The following is a 21,812-nucleotide window of genomic DNA, read 5'->3' on the forward strand; positions in this document are numbered from 1 at the left end:
GCGGGCGCTTCGCTTGTAGGCTCCGGCGCGCGGCGGGTACAAGAGCCGCCCCAGCTACGCGCAACAAGAACAATGGCTTCCGCGATGTCGCACCCCTACCGACCCCGCCCCATCTCGGGCTTTCCTGAATTGCTGCCCGAGGTGCGTCTGGTCGAGCAGGCCTATCTCGACAAGATCCGCCGCACCTTCGAACGCCACGGCTTCGCCTCGATCGAGACGCCGTCGGTCGAAGAGCTGGACGTGCTGCTGGCCAAGGGCGAGACCGACAAAGAGATCTACGTGCTCGAACGTCTGCAGGCGGACGACGCGTCGGCGAAGGATGCGCGGCTCGGTTTGCACTACGACCTGACGGTGCCGTTCGCGCGCTATGTCGCGCAGCATTTCAACGAGCTGACTTTCCCGTTCAAGCGCTATCAGATGCAGCGCGTGTGGCGCGGCGAGCGTCCGCAGGAAGGTCGCTACCGCGAATTCCAGCAATGCGACGTCGACGTCATCGGCGTCGACAATCTGGCGCTGTCGTTCGACGCCGACATTCCCGCCGTCGCGATGGAAGCGATCAAGTCGCTGGGCGTCGACGACGTGCGCCTGCATGTCTCGAACCGCAAGATTCTCGACGGCTATCTGCAGGTGTTAGGGATCGAAGATCGCGTCACGGCCATTCGCTGGCTCGATAAACTCGACAAGCTCGGCAACGTTCCGGTTGTTGCGGGCCTCGCTGCCGCCGGCATTGAGTTCGAAGCAGCGGCGGCGGCAGTTGCGCTCGCCGCAATTCCTGTTGGCGATCCAGCCTGGGCTGACAAGGCGCGCAAGCTGGCGGCGCAATCGAACACGACCTTCGACACCGGAGTCGAAGAACTGACCACCGTGCTCGACACGTTGGCAGCGCTCGGCATCGACAATGTCGCGGCCGATCTCTCGCTGGCGCGCGGCTTCGATTACTATACTGGCAGCGTCTATGAAGGCCGCTTCATCAACTATCCCGGCTATGGCAGCGTCGTTGCCGGCGGCCGCTACGACGATCTCGCCGGTTCCTTCATCAACAAGAAGCTGCCGGGCGTCGGCATCTCACTCGGCTTTTCTCGCTTGTTCGCAAAGCTCCAAGCGGAAGGGCGGCTCCCGATCGGCCCATCGACGCCGACGCAGGTGCTGGTCGCGCTGCCCAGCGACGAGCGTCGCGCGTTGGCACTCGCGACGGCAAAACAGCTCCGCGATCGCGGCCTGAACGTCGAGATCTATCACGCACCGCAGAAGTTGGCGCGCCAGCTGACCTACGCCGAAAAGAAGGGCATTCCCTTCGTGTGGTTTCCGCCGTTCGACGATGACGGCAAGCATGAGGTGAAAGACATGGGTGCGAAGACGCAGAGCGAAGCCGACCCGCGCACCTGGAACTTGCCCGCATGAGCGTTGAAACCGACCTGCCCCGTATGATCGAGCTGGCGCGCGATGCGCGCACGCGGTCCTACTCGCCCTATTCCAAGTTCAAAGTCGGCGCTTGCGTGCGCGGCGCGTCGGGCGAGCTATATCCCGGCGCCAATGTCGAGAACGCGGCCTACCCGCATGGAAGCTGCGCCGAGACCTCTGCGTTGGACAAAATGGCGAACGCAGGCGAGCGACGCCTGTCCGCCATCGTTGTGATCGGCGGCGGCGACGCGCTGGTGACGCCGTGCGGCGGTTGTCGTCAGCGCATTCGCGAATTCGGCGATCCGACGACGCCGATCATTATTTGCGGCGAAGACGGGACGATCCGCGCGCGTTTTACGTTGGACGAGCTGCTGCCCCACAGTTTCGGACCTGACCATCTCGCATGACGTTGGAATTGGACGACGCGACGCGCACGCTGGTCGATGCCGCGCGTAAAACCGGCGAACCGGACGCGGCACTACGTGCCAAGTTGATTGCGTGCCTCGACTATACGCGGTTGGACGACACGATCGAGGAAGCCGCGCTCGACGCGATGGCGGCGCGTGCAGCGGCGGCAAAGGTCGCTGCGATCTGCATTCCACCCGCCTGGGTGGCGCGCGCGAAGCAAGCGTTGGCCGGCAGCAAGGTCGCGATTGCGACGGTGGTGAATTTCCCCGGCGGCGAAGACGGGCCAGAAACCGTGCACGATGTCACGGTTGCCGCGGTGCGCGACGGCGCCGACGAGATCGACGTCGTGTTTCCCTACAAACGCTTCCTGGCCGACACCGCGCCGCCCGCGTCGCGCACGCTGCGCACCTGCCGCGACGCATGCGGCATGGATGTGCGGATCAAAGTCATTCTGGAAACCGGCGCGTTTCATTCGACCGAAGCGCTGCAACGCGCGGCTGCGGTCGCAATCGATGGCGGCGCGGATTTCCTGAAAACCTCGACCGGCAAGATCCAGCAGGGCGCAACCTTGGAAGCTGCAGCGGTGCTGCTGGCGCAAATCGAAGCCAGCGGCTTTCCAGTCGGGTTCAAAGCATCCGGCGGCGTGCGCACGCCGCAGGACGCCGCGTCCTATTTCACGCTCGCTGAGTCGATGCTGGGAAAAGGCTGGGCGACGCCCGACCGGTTCCGCATCGGTGCCAGCGCGTTGCTGGACGCGCTGACTTAAGCCGCTTCGCGGCTAACTAAGTCGCGCGCGGCTTCGGCGCTCAGCGGGCGGGCGAAATAATAGCCCTGACCATATTCGCAGCCGAGCGACAGCAGCGTGTTGCGTTGTGCTTCGGTCTCGACCCCTTCGGCAACGACGCTCATGCGCAGATTGCGCGCCAGCATGACGATGGTGCGCGCGATCTCCATCCCTTGCTCGGACGCGCTCATCGCTTTCACGAACGACGAGTCGATCTTGAGCGTGTTGGCATCGAACCGGTGCAAATAGGCGAGCGACGAATAGCCGGTGCCGAAATCATCGATGGCGACGCCGATGCCGCGCGCCGCAATCGATCGGACCGTGTTCGCCGCCGCGGCCGCATCGGTCATGATCGTGCTTTCGGTGATCTCGAGCTTGAGACGCCCCGGATCCAGTCGGGCGGCGGCCAGCTTCGCATCGATCACCGCGATCAGGCTGGGATCGGCGAAACGGCGGCCCGACACATTGACCGTGACGAACTGCGCGCCGGACCATGTCGCGGCTTCGCGGCAGGCGATGCCGAGCACGCAATCATCGATCGCGCCGATGATGCCGGTCTCTTCGGCGACCGGAATGAATCCGCCGGGCGCGATTTCGCCGCGTTCGGGATGATGCCAACGCGCCAACGCTTCAAAGCCGACCGTACGGCCCGTCGCCAGCGCGACAATCGGCTGAAACACCGCGACGAACTCGCCCCGCGCGACCGCGCGGTGCAGTTGGTTTTCGAGCTGTAGTCGCGCCAGCGCCGCACCGCGCGTCGGCGTCACGGCAAAAGCGAGACGTGCGTCGGGGCGCAACTTGGCTTGGCGCTGCGCCAGATCGGCGTGATGCAGCAGATCGCCCGCCAGCCGATGCTCCGGCCCGGCGAGCACCGCACCGACGCGCAGCGAGACGTGCAGCTCGTGCCCGTCGAGTTCGATCGGCGAGGAAAAGCGTGCTTGCAGACCGTCGACGATGTCGCGCATGTCCCCGTCCGTTTGGACGTTGCGCGCGAGCAGCGCGAACTCGTCGCCGCCCAGACAGGTCAACAAGTCGGTCGGCCGAACCGCCGTTTGCAGGCGTTCGGCCACCAGCTTGAGCAGTGCGTCGCCGCCTTGTGTGCCGAGACTTTCGTTGATCAGCCGAAAGCGATCGATATTGATCAGCGCCACCGCCAAACGCGGCTCAGCGGCGAGTGCGGTTTCGAGCGCGTCGAGCAATTGCAGCCGGTTGGGCAGACCGGTCGCCGGATCGACCAGCTTGCGATCGCTGATATCGACCTGGAATCCAACGACGCGGCCGGGATCGTCCCTGGTTACGCCATAGGCGTTGCCGCGCACACGCATCCATCGGTAACCGCCGCGACTGTGACGCACACGATATTCGAACAGCAACGATTGCAACTCGTGATCGGCCGATAACAGCACCGATTCGAGACGGGCGCGGTCATCGGGATGCGCGAGATCGAGCCAGTCGTTGAAAGTCGACGGACCTTCGTCTTCGGCGTAGCCGATCAACCCTTTCAAGCCAGGCGCGAAATAGACCGCATCGGAGTCGCGGTCCCATTCCCAGACACCGACCATCGAACCGCGCAGCGCCAGCGCGAAACGCTCTTCGCTGATACGCAACGCTGCCTCGACGCGGCGCCGCGCGAGATGAGTCTCAATGCGCCGAAGCAACGGTTCGAATTCAACCGGCTTCACCACATAATCGTTCGCGTCTGCCTGGATGGCGCGAAGAATGTCGTCGCCGTGACTGTTGGCGGTCACCATGATGACCGGCAGTTCGACCGGATTGTAGGTGCGGCGCAGTTCGGCCAACACCTCAAGCCCGCTCATCTCCGGCATGTTGACGTCGAGCAGCACAAGTTCGATGCCGCCCGCGGCGACCTGCAGAAGTGCGCTGGCCCCGTCGACCGCTTCAGACACGCCATAGCCGCGGCGCTCCAACCGCCGCGTCAGCACCGTCCGGTTGTCGCCATTGTCGTCAACGACGAGGATACGGCCTGGCCGTGCGGCCACGCTCGGTTGGAAATTCATGCGCTACCGTTGGCGTCGGCCTGCAAGCAACGTTCGATTTTTGCGAGCAGGCGCGGCAGGTCGACGGGTTTGGTGTCGAAATCGGCACAACCGGCAGCGATGCTCTTCTCGAGGTCCGTCGACAGCGCGTGTGCGGTCAAGGCGATGACGGGAATGCTGCTGGTGTCTGCATCGGCTTTCAGGCGGCGCGTCGCTTCCCAGCCGTCCATGTCCTCGCCCAAACCAATATCCATCAAAATCAGGTCGGGCTTGGACTCGCGCGCCTGCACCAGTGCCGACGCGCCGTCGATCGCGACGCTGACGTCAAAACCGCGACGAACCAACCGGCGGCCCAGCATGTCGCGATTGGCCTCGTTGTCCTCGACCAGCAGAATCCGGTTCACGACGCCACCGGCAGGTTCGCTGCGATCTTGCGCAGCTCGCGCACCAGGTCGTCCGGCCCGCACGCCGCTTTGGCGAGCACCGACTGTGCCGAGGACAGCGCAGCAAGATCGGCTGCATCGAGCTGCCGCCCGGTGAGAATGACCACCGGCAGTTTCTCCCACTGCGGATTGGCGCGCAGTTCGCGCAGGAACTGAAAGCCGTTCATGCCGGGCAGCAGTAGATCGAGCAGCAGCAGGTCTGGCTTGCGGGCAAGCATCGCGCGCGCAGTATCGCAATCTTCGGCGGTCAGCACGGTCCACGCGTCGCCGGTCAAACTACGCCGCGCGATGTCGCGGCAATTCTCATCGTCATCGACCACCAGCACGGTGCGCTGCCCGCCGCCACTCTGGAATCGCCGCAACGTGCGCACGAGCTGCTCGCGGTCGACCGGCTTGATCAGATAGTCGGCTGCGCCCAACGCGAACCCCATGCGCCGGTCGTCGATCATGGTGAGCATCACGACCGGGATCGATGCCAGGTCGGCATCGGATTTCAGCCGTCGCAAACCTTCCCACCCGTCGACCGACGGCATCAACACGTCGAGCACGATCGCAACCGGCCGAACCTTGCGCGCCAGCACGAGCCCGTCGGCGACGGTCGCGGCGAGATGCGGTACGTAGCCTTCGCGGCGCAGGATCCGCTGCATCATGTCCCGCACCGTCGCGTCGTCGTCGATGACAAGCACCGGCGCGCCCATCTCGGCCGCCAGGGTCGCCAGAGTCGCGACCGGCGTCGTGTGATCGTGCTCGCCCGAGTCCGCCGGCTGCTCGATCGGCAAGGTCAAAGTGAAGCACGAGCCGGCGCCAAGCGTGCTTTCGACTGTAATGACGCCGCCCATCCGGTTGATCAGCTTCTGGCTCAACGCCAGGCCCAGGCCGGTACCGCCATATTTCGCCGACGTTGCGGCATTGGCCTGGGTGAAATTCTTGAACAGCGCGCCGACCTGTTCCGGCGTCATGCCGATGCCGCTGTCGCGCACGGTCGCACGGAACTGCTCGACGCCGTCTTCGCGTACACGATCGACGCGCAGCTCGACTTCGCCGTCCTTGGTGAACTTCGCCGCGTTGGACAACAAGTTGAACAGCGCTTGCCGCAACTTGGTGACGTCGCCGACCATGAAACCGAGATCCGGCGGCATGGTGATGACAAAGCGGTTTTGATTCTTCTCGACCAAGGTCTGGCAAGTCGCAACGACGTCATCGATGAAGGCGCGAAGCTCGAACCGCTCGTTCAACAGATCCATCTTGCCAGCTTCGATCTTGGACAGATCGAGCACGTCGTTGATCAGGGCCAGCAGATGCTTGCCAGCCGAGCGGATCTTGCGCAGATCGGAAACCTGCTGATCGTTGCCGCTTTCTTCGATGTCTTCGAGCAGCATCTCGCTGTAGCCGATGATTGCGTTGAGCGGCGTGCGAAGTTCGTGACTCATATTCGCCAGAAACTGGCTTTTGCTGAGATTAGCGATTTCGGCGGCTTCCTTGGCGCGCAGCAGCTCCTGGTTCTCCAGCCGCGCGCTGATGTCGCGAAAGTTGACGACAATGCCGCCAACGCTGGGTTCGTCGATCTGGTTGGTCGCGACGATTTCAAAATGGCTATAGGTGCCGTCGGCCTGGCGCAGCCGTGCCACGCGCGAGTCGATCGCTCCCGACCGCGCTATCAGCGCGCCGAGGAACGCATCGATCGCCGGTTGATCGTCGGCATGCGCCAGATCGCCCAGTGCGCGTCCCAGAAGTTCGCCCGGCTGATAGCCCAGCACGCGCTGCGTCGCCGAGCTTTCATACGTAATGGCCCCGGCCATATCGAGCACCGCGATGACGTCGGCGGCATTCTGGACCAGCGTACGGAAGCGACGTTCGCTGTTGCGCAGCCGTTCCGCCTCTTCGCTGGCACGAACGGCAAAACGCTGATCGACCATCGCCGATACCAACCCGAGAAACAGGATGATGAACGTGGCGACCGCGATGCCGATGGCCAGGATGGTCGGCGGCACACCGTCCATGGACGCAGCGTGGCCGGAATGTGCAGTGAAGCGGGCTGCGGCCATGCCAGTGAAATGCATCCCGCAAACGGCTGCGCCCATTACGATCGCGGCGCCGATCTTGGCTGGCAGCGCACGCAGGTTGAACGACAGCCAAAGCGCCGCCATCGACGCAACGACCGCGATCAACAGCGACAGCGCAAACAAAAGCGGGTCGTAGCTGATCGTTGCGCCCATGCGCATTGCCGCCATGCCCGTATAGTGCATTGCCGTGACGCCGAGGCCCATGAACAGGCCGCCAAGCGTCAGCGCGACTGCACCGGTGCCGCGCGTACCGACGACGGCAAAACCGACCGCGGTGCATGCAATGGCAAGCACCAGCGAAATCAGCGTGACGCCGACGTCGTACGCGATCGGCACGCCGAGATCGAACGACAACATCGCGACGAAATGCATCGACCAGATTCCGCCGCCCATGGCGATCGCCGCACCGGCCAACCAGATCGCGCGCGTCCGCCGCGTCGGCGCCAGGCGATACCGGTCCGCGATGCTGAGCGCGGTAAACGAGGCGAGCACGCTGATCGCGATCGCGAGCAGCACGAGGCTGAGATTGTGCGAATGGTGCATGCGGGCTCTGTTGTGGGGAGACGGCGGTCGCAGGTGCTGGACAGCGACGCGGGAGCTCGCCCGCAAGACCCGGCCTAGCTGGAACTTGGTTGCGATTTGGTTGCCGAAATGAGCGCCGCGACCACGCTACGAACGCGGGGCTACGAACGCGGGGCCGCAACAAAGCGGCAAGATTGCGCGCAAACGCCGGTTTAGCGGCGCGACGGCCTTGTCAGCTCGACCAGCTCATACCGCGTCTGCATGTAGCCCGCGACGCCGCCTTTCAGAAACAGCCAGTCATCGTCGGCGGTGCACCAGACGTCGTAATGCGGATGTTCGACCGGCAGGCCCGGCGCCGACACGAAGCGGAAATGCAGCGCGTCGAACGTGCCGGCTGCAACCTCGATCCGTTCGGGCCCGATAAATTCGACATGCACGCCGACCTTGAACAACATCGGGCCGGTGGCACCGCGATGATCGGGTGACGACAACAACACCGGATCGATCGCCTGCACGCTGCCGACACCCTGGCTGAGATCGAACAGGCGCAGATGCCACGCGTCGCACGCGATGGCGTGATTTTGAAACGTACGCAGCGGCCCCTCCAGCGCCATGCGCTGGGTCACGCGTCCTTCCAGCGCGGTGAAGGTTTCGCACTCGGCGTGATCGGCTGCGAAGCGGAACCAGCCCGTCCCCATGAATTTGTCGCCGACCGTGATACGCACGAAACAGTCGGTCGGCATCCAGTCGCGGTCGAGCGAATAGACAATGTCGCGCATCACCGACGGACGGTCGTCGATTTCGCAGTGCGCGCTACAGGTCCGGCTGCCGTCGCTGTGCATGTCGATGCGAAAGCTTTCGCGGCCCCGCTCCTGCCCGCGCCGTTCCGGCTTGTCGGACGTGTAGGCGATGCGGCCTTCAATCGAACGGTGATCGCGCTGCAAAATCGGCAGGTCGGTCATGATTTAGCCGCGAAGCGGCTCCCGGTTTTCATTTGACGTGCAAGATACATGAAATCCGGGAGGCCGCTTTGCGGCCGAATGCTGGAACCGCACGCCGGTCGTTTGGCTTTCGTTGGTATGCGCATGAAGCTTCTATCTGCGACCGCGCTGCTATTGATCGGCACCGCGGCAGCCGCACCGCCGCCGGATCCAGCGCCTGCAGAGCCGAAGGCGAACAAGATGATTCCAACCGAACCGGCGCAGCGTCGCGCCGACGAAACGCTGAGCGACAAGCTCGATCGCAGCGACGGCGTTCTGCATCCAGCGCCGACACAAGACGGCGCTGCGGTGCGCAAGCCGCCGGTCACACCAAACGGCGACCGCGACGTCATCGTGCCGCCGACGGAAAAGACCGACGCAGTGAATCCCAAGTAGCTACGCCAGCGCGCCTGCAGCGCGCACCACGCCGACTTGCAGGCCTTTGCGCGTCTCGATCTTGGCGGTCGCCAGCGGCTCCAGCGCGCGGCTGATTTTGTGCTCGGCGCCCAAGGCGCGCCGCACCAACGCTGCGATGGCAATTTGCGACGCGCGCGTTGCGCCGTCGGTGATCTTCAACGCAAAGCCCAGCCCCTCTTTCGGCACGGCGCCGATATAGACGCCCTCGGCGCCGGTTTTGACCAACAGCGCACCGTCGGTCGCTTCCATCGCCAAGGTGCAGAAGCGGTCGCTGCCAGCGACGAAGAATGGGGCTGCTGCCATTGCTCGTTGCACGCGTGCAACCGCGGCTTGCCGCTTGGCGCTGAATGCACGCGGCGACGCAAAGCGCGCGAAGGCTCGTGCCAGGGCGGTCGTCGGCATCGCCAAGGTCGGGATCGAACAACCGTCGATTGCGCGCGGCAGTTTCAGCGGGTCGAGCCCACCGAACTCGCCGATCACATCGATCCAGCCGCGCTGCGCCGGATGATCGAACGCAAGATAGGTGGCAAGATCGTCGCCGCGATGCAGGCACGCGCACAACATGCCGGTGTGCTTGCCCGAGCAGTTATTGTGCAGCGCCGATGGTTGCGCGCCGGTCCGCGCCAGCGCGCGCGCCGCCTCTTCGTTGCTGGGCCAGTGTGTACCGCAACCAAGTGCCGTTGCGTCGAGCCCCATACGGCCAAGCCACGAGCCAACCGGCGTTACGTGCGACAGCTCGCCCGAATGGCTGGCGCAGCTGAGCGCAAGTTCGATCTCGTCGACGCCAAACGCGTCCGCAGCACCGCTTTCGATCAGCGGCAGCGCTTGCAGCGGCTTGATGGCCGAGCGCGGAAAGACGGGCGTTTCGACGTCGCCGGCCTGAAACAGGATCCGCCCTTCAACGTCGGCGATTGCGACAGCGCCGCTGTGGCGGCTCTCGATTGTGTCGCCGCGGGTAACTTCCACAAGCAAGGCGGGTGAATCGGTCATCAGCGCTTGTAGCCCGTGGCTTTCCACAGCGGGAGGGGGTTAACTTTGCGCAGCAAGCATGCGGAAACGGAACCTATTCACCTCGCACGCGTCGAGTCTGACATGGACCATCTCGAAATCTCATTCCACCGAGCCGATCCTTCTCCAACCCTGAAAGCCGAAATCGAGCGATCCGCCGCTGAGCTGCAGCGACGATTCCCACGCATCTATTCGATGCGGGTGGCAATCGAAGGCAGCAAGGCCGCCGCCAATGGCAGCGATTTGCTGCTGGCGCATGTCCAGGTACGCGTGCCTGGACATGAATTCGCATCGAGCAACGAACCGCCGAAAGCGGAACGGAACCAGCTCGCTGCCGACGTACGAACAACGCTCAAGGCCGCCTTCACCGCGGTCAGCAAGCAACTGACCAAGCACCAGGACAAGGTGCGCGGGGACGTCAAACATCACGACGGCCAGATCTCCGAACCGCCGGCCTAATCACAGATAAGTTTCCGGAGACCAACGCGCGAACTGCATCGGGCGGCCGCGCGTTGGTTATCCATGCGCGTGCTGATCCTGGAACACGACCCGCTCTGCGCGTTCGATTTCATCGCGGCGCTGGAAGCGCATGGTCACGAAGTCATCGGCCCCGCCGCACGCGTCAGCGTCGGCGCACGCCTGTTGCGACGCCGACGAGTCGATCTTGCGTTGATCGATCTACGGCTTGGACTCGATCGCGGGCTCGACCTCATTCCGCACGCCGAGAGCGCCGGCGTTCGATGCATCGCCATTACGGGCTCTCCGCTCGAAGCCAAAGCGGCCAGCGACCGCTTGGTCGGTTGCATGCCCAAGCCCGTATCCGGCGAACAGGTCGCGGCGCTGGTCAACTGGTACGAAGATGCCTGCGCCGGCAGCAACAAAGCACCGCCCAGCACCTTCATGTCGTTCGGCGCGTCGCCACCGCAAGTGCGCGCCCAAAGCCGCGCCTGCACGATGCCACGGCGCTTGCGTTCGAGTTTCGGCCGATGACCGACACGCCGAACAGCCACCTGATGGCGGAGATTGTCGAGTTGATTCCGCGGCTGCGGCGCTATGCGCGCGTGCTGGTACGCGACGCAGATCGTGCTGATGAATTCGTCCAGGAAGCGCTGGTCCGCGCCGTGGCACGTATCGACCAGTTCCAACCCGGCACCGACCTGCGCGCCTGGCTGTTCACGATTCTGCACAATCTGGTCGTATCGTCGTTCCGGCGTGACAAGCACCGCGCGTTGCTGGCCGAACGACAAGGTCCGCCCAACAACGCGACGATGCCGCGCCAGGAAGATTGGGCTGCGCTGCGTCAGGTCGAAACCGCGATACAGCGATTGGACCCACGCTATCGCGACCTGCTGTTTCTCGCGACGATCACGGGCGCCAGCTACGAAGAGCTGGCGCGTGAATTGTCGATTCCGATCGGCACAGTGCGATCCCGGCTGAACCGTGCGCGGTCGCATTTGAAACGCCAACTCGAAGGCGGCGCGCACGACTGAACGGCGCGCCGTACCCGCGCCGTCCGCCGATTTCTGCTTATCTAGCGCGTTTGCGACCGGTCTTCCGCCCCGTCGTTTTGCGACCCGTCTTCTTGCGGCCGGTCGTCTTGCGCCCGGTCGTCTTGCGGCCGGTCGATTTGCGGCCGGTCGATTTGCGCGCCGTCTTTTTCCGGCCACCGGTCTTGCGTGCTGCCTTCTTGCCGGCGGTCTTGCGCGTCGCGCTTTTGCGCGCAGTGCTTTTGCGTGCGGTGCTCTTGCGAGCGGTCTTTTTGCGGCCGGTCGTCTTCTTGCGGCCTGCACGCTTCGACGCTTCCTTGCGCTTGGTCTTGGCGTAGTTGCGTTTGTTCGTGGCCGGGCTTTCCTGGTTCGACTCACCCGCTTCGTGCAGCGCGATGGCGATCGCCTGTTTCCGACTCCGTACCTTGCGGCCGCTACGACCGCTCTTCAACTTGCCTTCCTTGTGTTCATGCAAGACGCGATGAACCGTTTCGTCCTGTCCCTTCGTCTCTTCGTCGTCCATACATCCTCCAATCGCGGCACATGCCGCGTTGGTTGCAACGACCGGATTTCGGTCCGGTTCCGATACGCACTCTTTCCTGCACGCGACTCGACGTGTACGACCGGTACAGAATGAAAAGCGTGGACCTGTATCCGCCGATCGAGCCGTACCGGTCGGGCTATCTGCCAGTCGACAGCCTGCACACGCTGTATTGGGAAGAATGCGGTTCGCCGACCGGCGTGCCGATCGTCTTTCTGCATGGCGGCCCCGGTGCCGGCGCGTCGCCGACGCATCGCCGTTTCTTCGATCCGGCGCGCTTTCGCATCATCATTTTCGATCAGCGCGGCAGCGGCCGCTCGACGCCGCTGGGCGAAGTTCGCGACAACGACCTGCCCCATCTGACCGCCGATCTCGAAATGCTGCGCCTGCATCTGGGCGTCGAACGCTGGCACGTCTTCGGCGGCAGCTGGGGTTCGACTCTTGGTATCGCCTATGCCGAGGCCTACCCCGACCCGGTGCTGAGCCTGACCTTGCGCGGCATCTTTCTGATGACCGGGCCCGAGATCGACTGGTTCTTTCACGGCGTGCGCAGCATGGCGCCGGCTGCGCATGCGAACTTTGTCAACTTCATTCCGGAAGATGAACGCGGCGATCTGCTGGAAGCCTATTGGCGGCGCCTCGACAGCGAAGACGACCATGTGCGTCTGGCAGCCGCCCGGACGTGGAGCATGTATGAAGGCAGCTGCTCGACGCTGCTGCCCAACGCGGAATTGATGTCGACCTTTGGCGAGGCGCGACACGCGGTCGGGCTGGCGCGGCTCGAAGCACATTACTTCCGCCGCAACCGGCTCGATCCTGACGATGCGTTGCTGCGCGGCGTCGAGCGTATCCGGCACATACCGGCAACGATCATTCAGGGCCGCTACGATCTGGTCTGCCCGATCGTCACCGCCGACGCGCTGCATCGCGCCTGGCCCGAAGCAAAATACGTGATCGTGCATGATGCGGGACATTCGGCGATGGAGCCGACCCTGCGGGCCGCGCTGGTTGCGGCCACCGACGCGCTCGTCGCCTAGGCATTTTCGACAAGCTTCGTCACAAACGACCGCGTGAATGCGCGCTCGATCTACGTATGCTCGCGCCCAAGAATTTCGAAGGGGACTGGGCGATGTGGATCCGTAGCGCTTCCTTGACCGTCTTGCTGCTGGCCAGCAGCCAAAGCTTTGCTGCAGACGCGAAGCCCGCGCTCAAAACCTATGCACAGTTGGCGTTATCACCGTCGGGCAGCCAGCTCGCGAGCGTCGACAGCATCACCGACGAAGACGCAAGCGCTGCGCCGCACGGCGTTCTGACTGTGCGCGACACCAGCAACGGCACCGTGCTGCGCACGATCGACCCCTGCGCGACTTGCCGCTATAGCGGCCCTGCCTGGTCGCCGCTGGGCGACGCGCTGGCGTTTCTCGCCGCCGATCGCAAAAGCGGCACGGTCAGTTTGATGGTCGCCGAAGCGGACAAGGTCCGCACCGTCACCGCCGTCAAAGGCGTCGCTGCGACGCCGCGCTGGTCGCCCGACGGCAAAGTGATCGCGCTGCTGGCCACAGTCGGCGCGCGCAAAGAAGTCGGCGCGACCCAGGCAGGTGCTGCACTGGTCGGCGCGATCGGTGAAAGCGAAGACGAACAACGGATCGCAACCGTCGCTGCCGGCGGCGGCGAACTGCGCTTCGTGTCGCCCGACGATCATTACATCTACGAATATGACTGGACGCCCGACGGCAAAGGTTTCGTCGCGACCAGCGCCAAAGGCAACGGCGACAACAACTGGTGGATTGCGCGCCTGTACGCAGTCGACGCGTCGAGCGGCAAGCTGCGCGAGATCGCAGCGCCGAAAACGCAGATCGCGCTGCCGCATGTTTCGCCGGACGGAAAGACCGTCGCCTATGTCGGCGGTTTGATGAGCGACTTCGGCGTCTTCTTCGGCGACATCTACACCGTGCCGCTGGCGGGTGGCACGCCAACCAACGTGACACCGAATTACGGCGGCTCGTTCACCTCGATCGCATGGAACAACGGCAAGCTGGTCGGCAGCGCCGTCATCGTCGATCGCGCCGCCTTGACCTCGGTCACGCCGGCGACCGGCGACGTCAAAGTCCTGTGGGAACGCGAAGCGATGTTGTCGGGCGGCGCCGGCCCGTCGTCGGTGCATAGCAACGGCACGCAGTTCGCGTTCACCGCGCAGGACTTCAATCACGCACCGGTCTTGATGGCAGGCAGCCCGGACAAGATCCAGGCGGTTGCGCATGACAATGACGGTTTCACCACCGACGTCGTCGCGCGCAGCGTGACCTGGACCAATGACGGCATGAACGCGCAAGGCTGGCTGGTCGAACCGCGCGGCAACGCGACGTCGAAACAGCGTGCGCCGATGGTCGTCGTCGCGCATGGCGGCCCGTCATTCGCGATGATGCCCTTCTATGCCGGTTTCGGATCGAACAAGGCGCTGCTCGATGCGGGCTACACTTTGTTCCTGCCCAACCCGCGCGGCAGCGGCGGTCAGGGCGAGGCGTTCAAGCGCGGCAACGTCCGCGATTTCGGCGGGGGCGATCTGCGCGACGTGCTGACCGGCATCGACAAGGTGCTGACCGTCGCCAATGTCGACGAGAACCGCATCGGCATCACCGGCCATTCCTATGGCGGCTGCATGGTGATGTGGGCGGTGACGCAGACCAACCGGTTCAAGGCAGCGCAGGCCGGCGCCGGCATCGCCAACTGGATCAGCTATTACGGACAGAACGGCATCAACCAATGGATGATCCCGTTCTTCGGCGCGTCGGCCTATGACGATCCTGCCGCCTATCGCGCAGCGTCGCCGATCGAAAAGATCAAGCAGGCGAAAACGCCGACCATGCTCACGGTCGGCGAGCGCGACATCGAAGTGCCGGCGCCGCAATCGATGGAGTTCTGGAACGGCCTGCGCGCGATGAACGTGCCGACCAAGCTGATCATCTACGAAGGCGAAGGGCATAATTTCCGCAAGCCCGAACATCTGCGCGACTTCCGCCAGCAGCAGGTGGCCTGGTTCGACAAATATCTGAAACAGGGGGCCGCGGGCGTCTCGTCGGATACGCCGGCAGCCGCCCCAAATCGGTAAAACCGCCCAGAAGACAGCGCTTCGCCGTAGATCGTCTGGCGGCGAAGCGCTCTTCCATCGCCCCGGCATCGTGCTATGGCTGCAAGCCTCACGCACGGCGGACCGAAGATGCCAGCGGACTTGGGCGGTGACCAGCGTCGTTTTCAGCTTCTCGTAGAGTCGATTACCGACCACGCGATCTACATGCTCGACCCCGAAGGTGTGGTGTTGAGCTGGAATCCCGCGGCCGAACGCATCAAGGCCTATCGCGCCGACCAGATCATCGGACGCAACTTCCAGCGCTTCTTCACCACCGAAGATCAGCAGGCCGGAATTCCTACGCTTCTGTTGGCACGCGCACGCAGGGAAGGCCGCGCGCAAAGCGAAGGTTGGCGTGTTCGCAAAGACGGCACGCGGTTCTGGGCGTCGGCCACCGTGCACGCGATCCGCGAAGAAGACGGACGGCTGGTCGGTTACGCCAAAATCACGCGCGACATGACGGAACAGCGCGAAGCAGCGCGCGCGCTGGCAGAAAGCGAGCGCCGTTTCCGTCTTCTGGTCGAAAGCGTGATCGACTACGCGCTGTTCATGATCGACCCCAACGGGATCGTCACCAACTGGAACACCGGCGCGCAGCACATCAAGGGCTACAGCGCCGAGGAAATCATCGGCCAGCATATTTCGCGCTTCTACACTGACACAGATCGCGCCTCTGGCGTGCCGATCCGCGCACTGCAGACCGCGACCGAAACCGGAAAATACGAGTCCGAAGGCTGGCGCGTTCGCAAGGACGGCAATCTGTTCTGGGCCAGCGTCGTGATCGACGCGATCCGCGACGAAACTGGGAAACTGATCGGCTTTGCCAAAATCACGCGCGACATCACCGAACGCCGCAAAGCGCAGATGGAGCTGCAGAAGGCGCACGAGCAGTTGGCGCAGGTGCAGAAGATGGATGCGATCGGGCAGTTGACCGGCGGCGTCGCGCACGACTTCAACAATCTGCTGATGGTCATCGGCGGCCAAGCCGAGTTGCTGCGCACCCGTTTGGGCGGCGCGGATCCGCGCGCAACCAGATCGCTCGATGCAATCGAAACCGCAACCCGGCGCGGCCGCGACCTGACGCGTCATCTGCTGTCGTTCGCGCGGCGCCAGCATTTGCAGCCGTTGCCGATTTCGCTGTCCGACCGGATCCGCGGCATCGAAGAGTTGTTCAGAGCCAGCCTGCCCGCCCCGGTCGCGTTGATGATCGACGTGCCTTCGTTCATCTGGCCGGTCGAAGTAGATCCGAGCGAATTCGAAATCGCCTTGCTGAACATGATCGTCAATGCGCGCGACGCACTGCCCGACGGCGGCGTCGTGTCGATCACCGGCGAAAACGTGACGTTGCGTGAGGGCGAGATCCAAGACCTGTCGGGCGATTTCGCGACTTTGACCATTCGCGACAGCGGCACCGGCATGCCGCCCGACATTCGCGAGCGTGTGTTCGAGCCGTTCTTTACGACCAAAGGCGTCAACAAAGGCACCGGTCTAGGATTGAGTCAGGTCTACGGATTCGTGCATCAGGCCGGCGGACATATCTCGGTCACAAGCGAACTCGGCAAAGGCACCAGCTTCACCATCTATCTGCCGCGCGTGCAGGCGACGCCGGTTGCGCCGAGTGAGCCACGCGAGGTCGATGCGCCGGCCGGGCTGAACGTGCTCGTGGTTGAGGACAATCCCGAAGTCGCCGAAGTCGCAGCCGCATTGCTGGAGCAGCTCGGCAATCGCGTGCGCGTGGTTTCGTCCGGGACCGACGCCTTGGCGGACATGGCCGATGGAAACGTGCCGGACGTCTTGTTCAGCGACATTGTGATGTCTGGCGAATTCGACGGCATCGCGCTCGGCCGGCGTGTGCGCGAACTATATCCCAACCTGCCGGTGTTGCTTGCGACCGGCTATGCGCAAACAGCCGAGCGCGTCGGCGATGAATTTCCGATCCTGCACAAACCATACGAGCTTGCGGATCTAAATCGCGCGCTGGGCCTATTGCTGGCGAACTCGCCCGCATCGACAGCTGCGACACTGCGGAAGCTGCGCGTCGCAACGTAACGCGGAACTCGCACGCGCCTCATCAGTTGGCGAGTCTCCATGCAATCGGAGAGCTCGTCCAAATGTTCATGCACAACAAAAAGCTGATGTACACGGTACGCGTTGGCGAACCCAATCCGGCGCTTGCCACATTGATGCTCGAGCAGTTCGGCGGCCCGCAGGGCGAGCTGGCCGCTGCGATGCGCTATTTCACGCAAGGCCTCGCGGAAAGCGACCCCGGGCGCAAAGACATGCTGCTCGACATTGCGACTGAAGAGCTCAGTCATCTTGAGATCATCGGTTCGATCATCTGCATGTTGACCAAAAGCACGCAGGGGAAATTGGCCGAAGGCGACGAAGAAGTCGCGGCGCTTTACGCCGACATCACCCAGGGCGGCGAAAGTCACACCCACGCAATCTTGTATGGCGGCGGGCCAGCGTTGGTGAATTCCGCGGGCGTTCCGTGGACCGCGGCCTATATCGATACGATCGGCGACCCCGCCTGCGATCTGCGATCGAACATCGCCGCCGAAAGTCGTGCGAAAATCGTCTATGAGCGGCTGATCAACGTCACTGACGATCCCGGCATCAAAGACGCGCTGGGATTCCTGATGACACGCGAAATCGCGCATCAGAAGAGTTTCGAGAAGGCGCTCTATTCGATGCAGCCGAACTTTCCGCCCGGAAAACTGCCCGGCATGCCGGACTTCACCGACGTATATTTCGACATGTCGCAGGACGGGTTCGACACTGCCGGCGAACCGGCAGATGCCGATGCGCTCGATCGTGGCCCGTGGAATACCGGCCCCGAATGGACCATCGTCAGCGATCGCGAGGCGCAAGCGGCGGTCGATGGCGGTGACGGCACCGCAACCGTCAAGCTGACGGCAAAAGAAAAGAAGACGGCAAAGAACTTTGCCACGCGCACCGCCTCCGATCCGGGTAGCGACCCGACCACCGGTGCCGATCTCGGTGCTGGGCCTGGCGCAGGCGCGACGAAGAAGACGCGCGAATTGGTAGACGCTGACGCCGAATGAGTGTGCCGGTGTGACCACAGAGGCTGCGCCGAAGGCGGCGCAGCCTCAACTTTTGCGCCGATCGCGCGTTGAACGCGGATGGATCACGGAAAACTCATCGAGTCTGACGAAGAGATCGAAAGCTGCGCCGGCATGTGCGGATTTTGCTCGACCTAGCCCGCTCTTCGATCGAAATCAGCAGTCTCGATCAATTCCTCGACCAGGCTGCGGTTCATGTCGCGCGCGCCGTCGAAGTTCATCACACCAAGATCATGCGCTATCGGCGCGAACACGCCGATCTGCTGTTGATTGCCGGCCGTGGCTGGAAAAAAGGCGTGGTCGGCGCCGCGACTTTCCCGACCGATCTTCGCTCGCCGCCTGGGCGCGCCTTTCGCACCGCAGAGCCGGTGATCCTGCACGATCTGGGCGACGCGCCCGACTTTGTCATTTCACCCACGCTGAAAGAACACGACATCGTTTCGCTGGCGAACGTGCCGATCCTCGTCGACGGCGCCGCATGGGGCGTGCTGGAAGCCGATAGCACGTCACTGCGCGACTTCAGCAGCGATACGATGCAATTCATGATGACGGCGGCCACGATCGTCGGGAGCTCGATCAAACATCGCGCCGAAAGTAGCGGCGAAACCGCGACGATCGCCGCCGAACTGGCGCGCGCGCAGACGCGCGGCGTGTTGCTGCGCGAGATGCAGCATCGCGTGAAAAACAATTTCCAGCTCATCCTGTCGGCAATCTCGATCCAGCAACGTCGCCATCCCATTCCGGACGTCGCACGTGCGCTGAACCATGTCGCGTCGCGCATCAACGCAATGTCCCTGGCGCACGATCAGTTGGCGACACGCGAGGACAGCCAGGTCGTCGACGTCGCCAACTATCTGCGTCTGCTGTGCATGTCGATCCAGCAACAGACCGACAATATCGCGATCGAACTCGACGCCGACGACATCGAACTGACGATCGAACGCGCCGTCTCGCTGGGGCTGATCGTCAACGAGCTGATCGCCAACAGCATCAAACACGCCTTCGATGAAAATGGCGGCCGGGTCGAAGTGAAATTGACCAGCGGCGTCGGCTACGGCGATGCGCGGCTGATCGTGTCGGACAACGGGCGCGGCATCCAGAATCCGCGCCCAACCGATTCAAGAGGCGGCGGGTCCGGCCTCAAGCTGGTCGAGGCGCTGGCGCGCCATGTCGGCGGGCTGCTCGATCAGGAAAGCTCGTCCAGCGGAACCGCCACCAGCGTGGTCTTCCCCATCGTCGGATAGCGGACGCCCTCGCCCACGCTTGTCGCAGGCCCGCGCGCGTGCTTGCTTCGCCTCCGATTCATGTGGACCGGGTGGAGCGGACAATGGCTGGGGTGCGGACCCTCGATACGGCAGAGCTGCGTGGCAACATCGCGCTGGTACGCGCCGACCTCAACGTGCCGATGCAAGACGGCAAGGTCACCGACACGGCCCGCATCGACCAGTTGAAAGCCACCGTGGACCGCCTGATCACGGGCGGCGCCAAAGTCGTGCTGCTGTCGCATTTCGGTCGGCCCAAAGGCGGACCGGACGCGAAATATTCGCTGCACCAGATCGTGCCGACTTTGGGCGAACGGCTGGGCCGCACCATTCGCTTCGCCAGCGACTGCGTCGGTCCGGTGGCGCATGAAGCGGTGGAGTCGCTCGCCAACGGCGAAGTGCTGCTGCTGGAAAATCTGCGCTTCCACGCCGAAGAAGAAGCCAACGACTGGAACTTCGCCGAGCTTCTGTCCGAGCTGGGCGACATCTATGTCAACGACGCCTTCTCGATCGCACACCGCGCCCATGCCAGCGTCGAAGCGCTGGCGCGGTTGATGCCCTCCTATGCCGGCATCGCGATGCAGCGCGAACTGGAGGCGCTGGATGCAGCGCTGGAAAATCCCAAACGCCCGGTGATGGCGTTGGTCGGTGGCGCCAAGATTTCGACCAAGCTGGAGCTGCTGGGCAATCTGGTGCGCAAAGTCGACGCGCTGGCGTTGGGCGGCGGCATGGCGAACACGTTTCTCGCGGCAACCGGCAAAGCGATTGGCAAAAGCCTGGTCGAGAAAGACATGCTGGACGAGGCGCGCCGCATCGCCGACATCGCGGCCAAAGCCGGTTGCGATCTCATTCTGCCGGTCGACGCCGTCGTCGCGCGCGAATTCAAAGCCAACGCAGCGAACGAAACCGTCAGCGTCGATGCAGTGCCCGACGACGCCATGATCCTCGATGTCGGCCCCGACTCGATCGAGGCGCTGAACCAGCGTCTGGCGTCGGTGAATACGGTGTTGTGGAACGGGCCGTTGGGCGCGTTCGAGCTGACCCCGTTCGATCGCGGCACGGTCGAGGTCGCCAAGGCGGTCGCGGCGCGCACCGAAAAGGGCCACCTCACCTCGATCGCGGGCGGCGGCGACACCAGTGCGGCCATGGCGCATGCCGGCGTAGAGACCCGTTTCACGTACATCTCGACCGCAGGCGGTGCGTTTCTCGAATGGCTTGAGGGCAAGGTTCTACCGGGCGTTGCCGTGCTCTCTGGCGACGCCACAAAACAACCCAATGCGGCCGACTAAGCCGCCGGTATTCCACACCTATTCCAGTGTTTTGTTGACTTCTTAAGCCTGTCGCTCGTAGACCCTGCGCATGGCGGGAGTCGCTCCTACATCCGGCAATTTGCTTCGCAACGTCGTGTCGTTGCTGCGCACGCTGTCGGCCGCGCCGTCGAATCCTGACAAGGCTGGTCCCGGCGCAGCGCTGCGCGGCCAAAGCCTGGTGCAGCCGGACGGCGCGATCGAAGGCCCCAGCCCGCAACAGGCCGTTCGCACCGTCGCCAAGCCGCAGACCGTCGATCAGCCGAAACTTACCGCCGTGCAGCTCGAATACTCGCCTCCGGCGGGCGGTTTCGACCCATATGCACGCCGCGGCACGTATCTCGACATCACTGTCTAAGCCCCCCGCGCGCAGGCCATCGCTGGCCTGATTTCGTTTCCCGGGGGCGATTCAGACTCTCGAAACTCGTGCGGCGCAGGTTCGGGTCAATGCCCGACACGATGTCGAATCCCGCCCTGCTTTCGAAGGACGCAACGCGCCTCCACGCCTATTGGCTGGGCAAGGCGCGTGGCGCCGTGCCGGTGCGCCGGAGCCTGGACCCGGTGATCGAGATCCCGCAACTCGTGGCCAGCACCTTCCTGCTCGACCGGATCGGCCCACGTTGGCGCTACCGGCTGGTCGGCACCAAGATCGTGCGCCAGGTCGGCCGCGACGTGACGGGCCAGTGGTTTGACACGCTGTACGGCGACTCGGCGCGGTTCGGGCTCGAATGGTTCGAACAGATGCGCATCGAACGCCGGCCGATGCATTTCCATGGCGCCGCGAACGCAGGTCCGGCCCGCCGCTGGGGCGCGGTCGAGTTGTTGTACCTGCCGCTGTCGTCCGCGCCCGACGGTCCAATCACGCAGCTCTTCGGCGGCATGTGGTTTCCGCCCGACTGGAAAGACGGGCCGCTGACAGGCTGGCGCACGGTACATGCGTCAGCCCTGAATTGACGCCATAGGCGTCATCCCCGCGAAGGCG

The 21,812-nt window shown here is 63.8% G+C and carries 21 protein-coding genes; 15 read left to right on the forward strand and 6 right to left on the reverse strand.

Annotated elements, in window-relative coordinates; genetic code table 11:
- The first annotated feature begins 84 nt into the window (after positions 1–84).
- The 3 genes from hisS to deoC are packed head-to-tail and all read left to right on the forward strand — an operon-like array spanning position 85 to position 2,575.
- On the forward strand, positions 85–1,401 hold the full coding sequence (gene hisS / locus TMPK1_RS05735) for a histidine--tRNA ligase (protein WP_420241965.1): 1,317 nt from the start codon (positions 85–87) through the stop codon (positions 1,399–1,401).
- Positions 1,398–1,808: a cytidine deaminase gene (gene cdd / locus TMPK1_RS05740; RefSeq protein ID WP_420241967.1), complete on the forward strand. Its 411-nt coding sequence runs from the start codon at positions 1,398–1,400 to the stop codon at positions 1,806–1,808. Before hisS ends, cdd begins: the two co-directional genes overlap by 4 nt.
- Positions 1,805–2,575, forward strand: coding sequence for a deoxyribose-phosphate aldolase (deoC, locus tag TMPK1_RS05745; RefSeq protein ID WP_420241969.1), 771 nt, complete (start codon positions 1,805–1,807; stop codon positions 2,573–2,575). The genes cdd and deoC overlap by 4 nt, the downstream gene beginning before the upstream one ends.
- Here the strand turns inward: deoC and TMPK1_RS05750 are convergent.
- From TMPK1_RS05750 to TMPK1_RS05765, 4 genes are all read right to left on the reverse strand, one after another.
- Complete coding sequence (locus tag TMPK1_RS05750) at positions 2,572–4,611, reverse strand: putative bifunctional diguanylate cyclase/phosphodiesterase (RefSeq protein WP_420241971.1); 2,040 nt, start codon at positions 4,609–4,611, stop codon at positions 2,572–2,574. The genes deoC and TMPK1_RS05750 overlap by 4 nt on opposite strands.
- Complete coding sequence (locus tag TMPK1_RS05755; RefSeq protein ID WP_420241973.1) at positions 4,608–4,994, reverse strand: response regulator; 387 nt, start codon at positions 4,992–4,994, stop codon at positions 4,608–4,610. The genes TMPK1_RS05750 and TMPK1_RS05755 overlap by 4 nt, the downstream gene beginning before the upstream one ends.
- Positions 4,991–7,639, reverse strand: coding sequence for a hybrid sensor histidine kinase/response regulator (locus TMPK1_RS05760; RefSeq protein WP_420241975.1), 2,649 nt, complete (start codon positions 7,637–7,639; stop codon positions 4,991–4,993). The genes TMPK1_RS05755 and TMPK1_RS05760 overlap by 4 nt, the downstream gene beginning before the upstream one ends.
- Positions 7,640–7,830: 191 nt before the next feature.
- Positions 7,831–8,580 (reverse strand): hypothetical protein, encoded by a 750-nt coding sequence (locus tag TMPK1_RS05765; RefSeq protein WP_420241977.1) that lies wholly within the window; start codon positions 8,578–8,580, stop codon positions 7,831–7,833.
- A gap of 123 nt (positions 8,581–8,703) precedes the next feature.
- Between TMPK1_RS05765 and TMPK1_RS05770 the strand changes: the two genes are divergently transcribed.
- Positions 8,704–8,994 (forward strand): hypothetical protein, encoded by a 291-nt coding sequence (locus TMPK1_RS05770; RefSeq protein WP_420241979.1) that lies wholly within the window; start codon positions 8,704–8,706, stop codon positions 8,992–8,994.
- Here TMPK1_RS05770 and TMPK1_RS05775 read toward each other — a convergent pair whose 3' ends face one another.
- The gene (locus tag TMPK1_RS05775) at positions 8,995–10,005 is read right to left on the reverse strand and encodes an asparaginase (RefSeq protein ID WP_420241981.1); all 1,011 of its coding nucleotides are present in this window, start codon (positions 10,003–10,005) and stop codon (positions 8,995–8,997) included.
- Positions 10,006–10,107: 102 nt separating this feature from the next.
- Between TMPK1_RS05775 and TMPK1_RS05780 the strand changes: the two genes are divergently transcribed.
- The 3 genes from TMPK1_RS05780 to TMPK1_RS05790 all read left to right on the forward strand — a co-directional run bounded on the left by TMPK1_RS05780 (position 10,108) and on the right by TMPK1_RS05790 (position 11,513).
- Positions 10,108–10,482 carry an HPF/RaiA family ribosome-associated protein gene (locus tag TMPK1_RS05780; protein WP_420241983.1) on the forward strand — a complete coding sequence of 125 codons (375 nt, stop codon included), beginning with the start codon at positions 10,108–10,110 and terminating at the stop codon, positions 10,480–10,482.
- A 63-nt stretch (positions 10,483–10,545) separates the two neighbouring features.
- Positions 10,546–11,013 (forward strand): response regulator, encoded by a 468-nt coding sequence (locus tag TMPK1_RS05785; protein WP_420241985.1) that lies wholly within the window; start codon positions 10,546–10,548, stop codon positions 11,011–11,013.
- A complete protein-coding gene (locus TMPK1_RS05790) occupies positions 11,010–11,513 on the forward strand; it encodes an RNA polymerase sigma factor (RefSeq protein ID WP_420241987.1) in 504 nt (167 codons plus the stop codon). Before TMPK1_RS05785 ends, TMPK1_RS05790 begins: the two co-directional genes overlap by 4 nt.
- A gap of 37 nt (positions 11,514–11,550) precedes the next feature.
- Here the strand turns inward: TMPK1_RS05790 and TMPK1_RS05795 are convergent, their stop codons facing one another.
- On the reverse strand, positions 11,551–12,033 hold the full coding sequence (locus tag TMPK1_RS05795; protein WP_420241989.1) for a DUF6496 domain-containing protein: 483 nt from the start codon (positions 12,031–12,033) through the stop codon (positions 11,551–11,553).
- 110 nt (positions 12,034–12,143) lie between these two features.
- On the opposite strand from TMPK1_RS05795, the gene pip reads away from it, so the two are divergent.
- From pip to TMPK1_RS05835, 8 genes are all read left to right on the forward strand, one after another.
- Positions 12,144–13,088: a prolyl aminopeptidase gene (gene pip, locus TMPK1_RS05800; RefSeq protein WP_420241991.1), complete on the forward strand. Its 945-nt coding sequence runs from the start codon at positions 12,144–12,146 to the stop codon at positions 13,086–13,088.
- 92 nt (positions 13,089–13,180) lie between these two features.
- Positions 13,181–15,160: a prolyl oligopeptidase family serine peptidase gene (locus tag TMPK1_RS05805; RefSeq protein ID WP_420241993.1), complete on the forward strand. Its 1,980-nt coding sequence runs from the start codon at positions 13,181–13,183 to the stop codon at positions 15,158–15,160.
- Positions 15,161–15,268: 108 nt separating this feature from the next.
- Positions 15,269–17,227: a hybrid sensor histidine kinase/response regulator gene (locus TMPK1_RS05810; RefSeq protein WP_420241994.1), complete on the forward strand. Its 1,959-nt coding sequence runs from the start codon at positions 15,269–15,271 to the stop codon at positions 17,225–17,227.
- 62 nt (positions 17,228–17,289) lie between these two features.
- The gene (locus TMPK1_RS05815) at positions 17,290–18,243 is read left to right on the forward strand and encodes a manganese catalase family protein (protein WP_420241995.1); all 954 of its coding nucleotides are present in this window, start codon (positions 17,290–17,292) and stop codon (positions 18,241–18,243) included.
- Positions 18,244–18,377: 134 nt separating this feature from the next.
- The gene (locus TMPK1_RS05820) at positions 18,378–19,505 is read left to right on the forward strand and encodes a sensor histidine kinase (protein ID WP_420241997.1); all 1,128 of its coding nucleotides are present in this window, start codon (positions 18,378–18,380) and stop codon (positions 19,503–19,505) included.
- A gap of 83 nt (positions 19,506–19,588) precedes the next feature.
- Positions 19,589–20,812, forward strand: a complete 1,224-nt coding sequence (locus TMPK1_RS05825; protein ID WP_420241999.1) for a phosphoglycerate kinase — start codon at positions 19,589–19,591, stop codon at positions 20,810–20,812.
- A 70-nt stretch (positions 20,813–20,882) separates the two neighbouring features.
- Complete coding sequence (locus TMPK1_RS05830; protein WP_420242001.1) at positions 20,883–21,188, forward strand: hypothetical protein; 306 nt, start codon at positions 20,883–20,885, stop codon at positions 21,186–21,188.
- Positions 21,189–21,277: 89 nt separating this feature from the next.
- Positions 21,278–21,784: a PAS domain-containing protein gene (locus TMPK1_RS05835; protein WP_420242003.1), complete on the forward strand. Its 507-nt coding sequence runs from the start codon at positions 21,278–21,280 to the stop codon at positions 21,782–21,784.
- Positions 21,785–21,812 lie beyond the last annotated feature (28 nt).

It is taken from the genome of Roseiterribacter gracilis (assembly GCA_018332375.1).
GTDB lineage: Bacteria > Pseudomonadota > Alphaproteobacteria > BOG-932 > Roseiterribacteraceae > Roseiterribacter > Roseiterribacter gracilis.

What these genes read in the sequence shown, in the direction of transcription:
- hisS (WP_420241965.1), top strand. Translation starts at nt 85, where the DNA reads ATGTCGCACCCCTACCGACCCCGCCCCATCTCGGGCTTTCCTGAATTG.
- cdd (WP_420241967.1), top strand. Translation starts at nt 1,398, where the DNA reads ATGAGCGTTGAAACCGACCTGCCCCGTATGATCGAGCTGGCGCGCGAT.
- deoC (WP_420241969.1), top strand. Translation starts at nt 1,805, where the DNA reads ATGACGTTGGAATTGGACGACGCGACGCGCACGCTGGTCGATGCCGCG.
- TMPK1_RS05750 (WP_420241971.1), bottom strand. Translation starts at nt 4,611, where the DNA reads ATGAATTTCCAACCGAGCGTGGCCGCACGGCCAGGCCGTATCCTCGTC.
- TMPK1_RS05760 (WP_420241975.1), bottom strand. Translation starts at nt 7,639, where the DNA reads ATGCACCATTCGCACAATCTCAGCCTCGTGCTGCTCGCGATCGCGATC.
- TMPK1_RS05765 (WP_420241977.1), bottom strand. Translation starts at nt 8,580, where the DNA reads ATGACCGACCTGCCGATTTTGCAGCGCGATCACCGTTCGATTGAAGGC.
- TMPK1_RS05770 (WP_420241979.1), top strand. Translation starts at nt 8,704, where the DNA reads ATGAAGCTTCTATCTGCGACCGCGCTGCTATTGATCGGCACCGCGGCA.
- TMPK1_RS05775 (WP_420241981.1), bottom strand. Translation starts at nt 10,005, where the DNA reads ATGACCGATTCACCCGCCTTGCTTGTGGAAGTTACCCGCGGCGACACA.
- TMPK1_RS05780 (WP_420241983.1), top strand. Translation starts at nt 10,108, where the DNA reads ATGGACCATCTCGAAATCTCATTCCACCGAGCCGATCCTTCTCCAACC.
- TMPK1_RS05785 (WP_420241985.1), top strand. Translation starts at nt 10,546, where the DNA reads ATGCGCGTGCTGATCCTGGAACACGACCCGCTCTGCGCGTTCGATTTC.
- TMPK1_RS05790 (WP_420241987.1), top strand. Translation starts at nt 11,010, where the DNA reads ATGACCGACACGCCGAACAGCCACCTGATGGCGGAGATTGTCGAGTTG.
- TMPK1_RS05795 (WP_420241989.1), bottom strand. Translation starts at nt 12,033, where the DNA reads ATGGACGACGAAGAGACGAAGGGACAGGACGAAACGGTTCATCGCGTC.
- pip (WP_420241991.1), top strand. Translation starts at nt 12,144, where the DNA reads ATGAAAAGCGTGGACCTGTATCCGCCGATCGAGCCGTACCGGTCGGGC.
- TMPK1_RS05805 (WP_420241993.1), top strand. Translation starts at nt 13,181, where the DNA reads ATGTGGATCCGTAGCGCTTCCTTGACCGTCTTGCTGCTGGCCAGCAGC.
- TMPK1_RS05810 (WP_420241994.1), top strand. Translation starts at nt 15,269, where the DNA reads ATGCCAGCGGACTTGGGCGGTGACCAGCGTCGTTTTCAGCTTCTCGTA.
- TMPK1_RS05815 (WP_420241995.1), top strand. Translation starts at nt 17,290, where the DNA reads ATGTTCATGCACAACAAAAAGCTGATGTACACGGTACGCGTTGGCGAA.
- TMPK1_RS05825 (WP_420241999.1), top strand. Translation starts at nt 19,589, where the DNA reads ATGGCTGGGGTGCGGACCCTCGATACGGCAGAGCTGCGTGGCAACATC.
- TMPK1_RS05830 (WP_420242001.1), top strand. Translation starts at nt 20,883, where the DNA reads ATGGCGGGAGTCGCTCCTACATCCGGCAATTTGCTTCGCAACGTCGTG.
- TMPK1_RS05835 (WP_420242003.1), top strand. Translation starts at nt 21,278, where the DNA reads ATGCCCGACACGATGTCGAATCCCGCCCTGCTTTCGAAGGACGCAACG.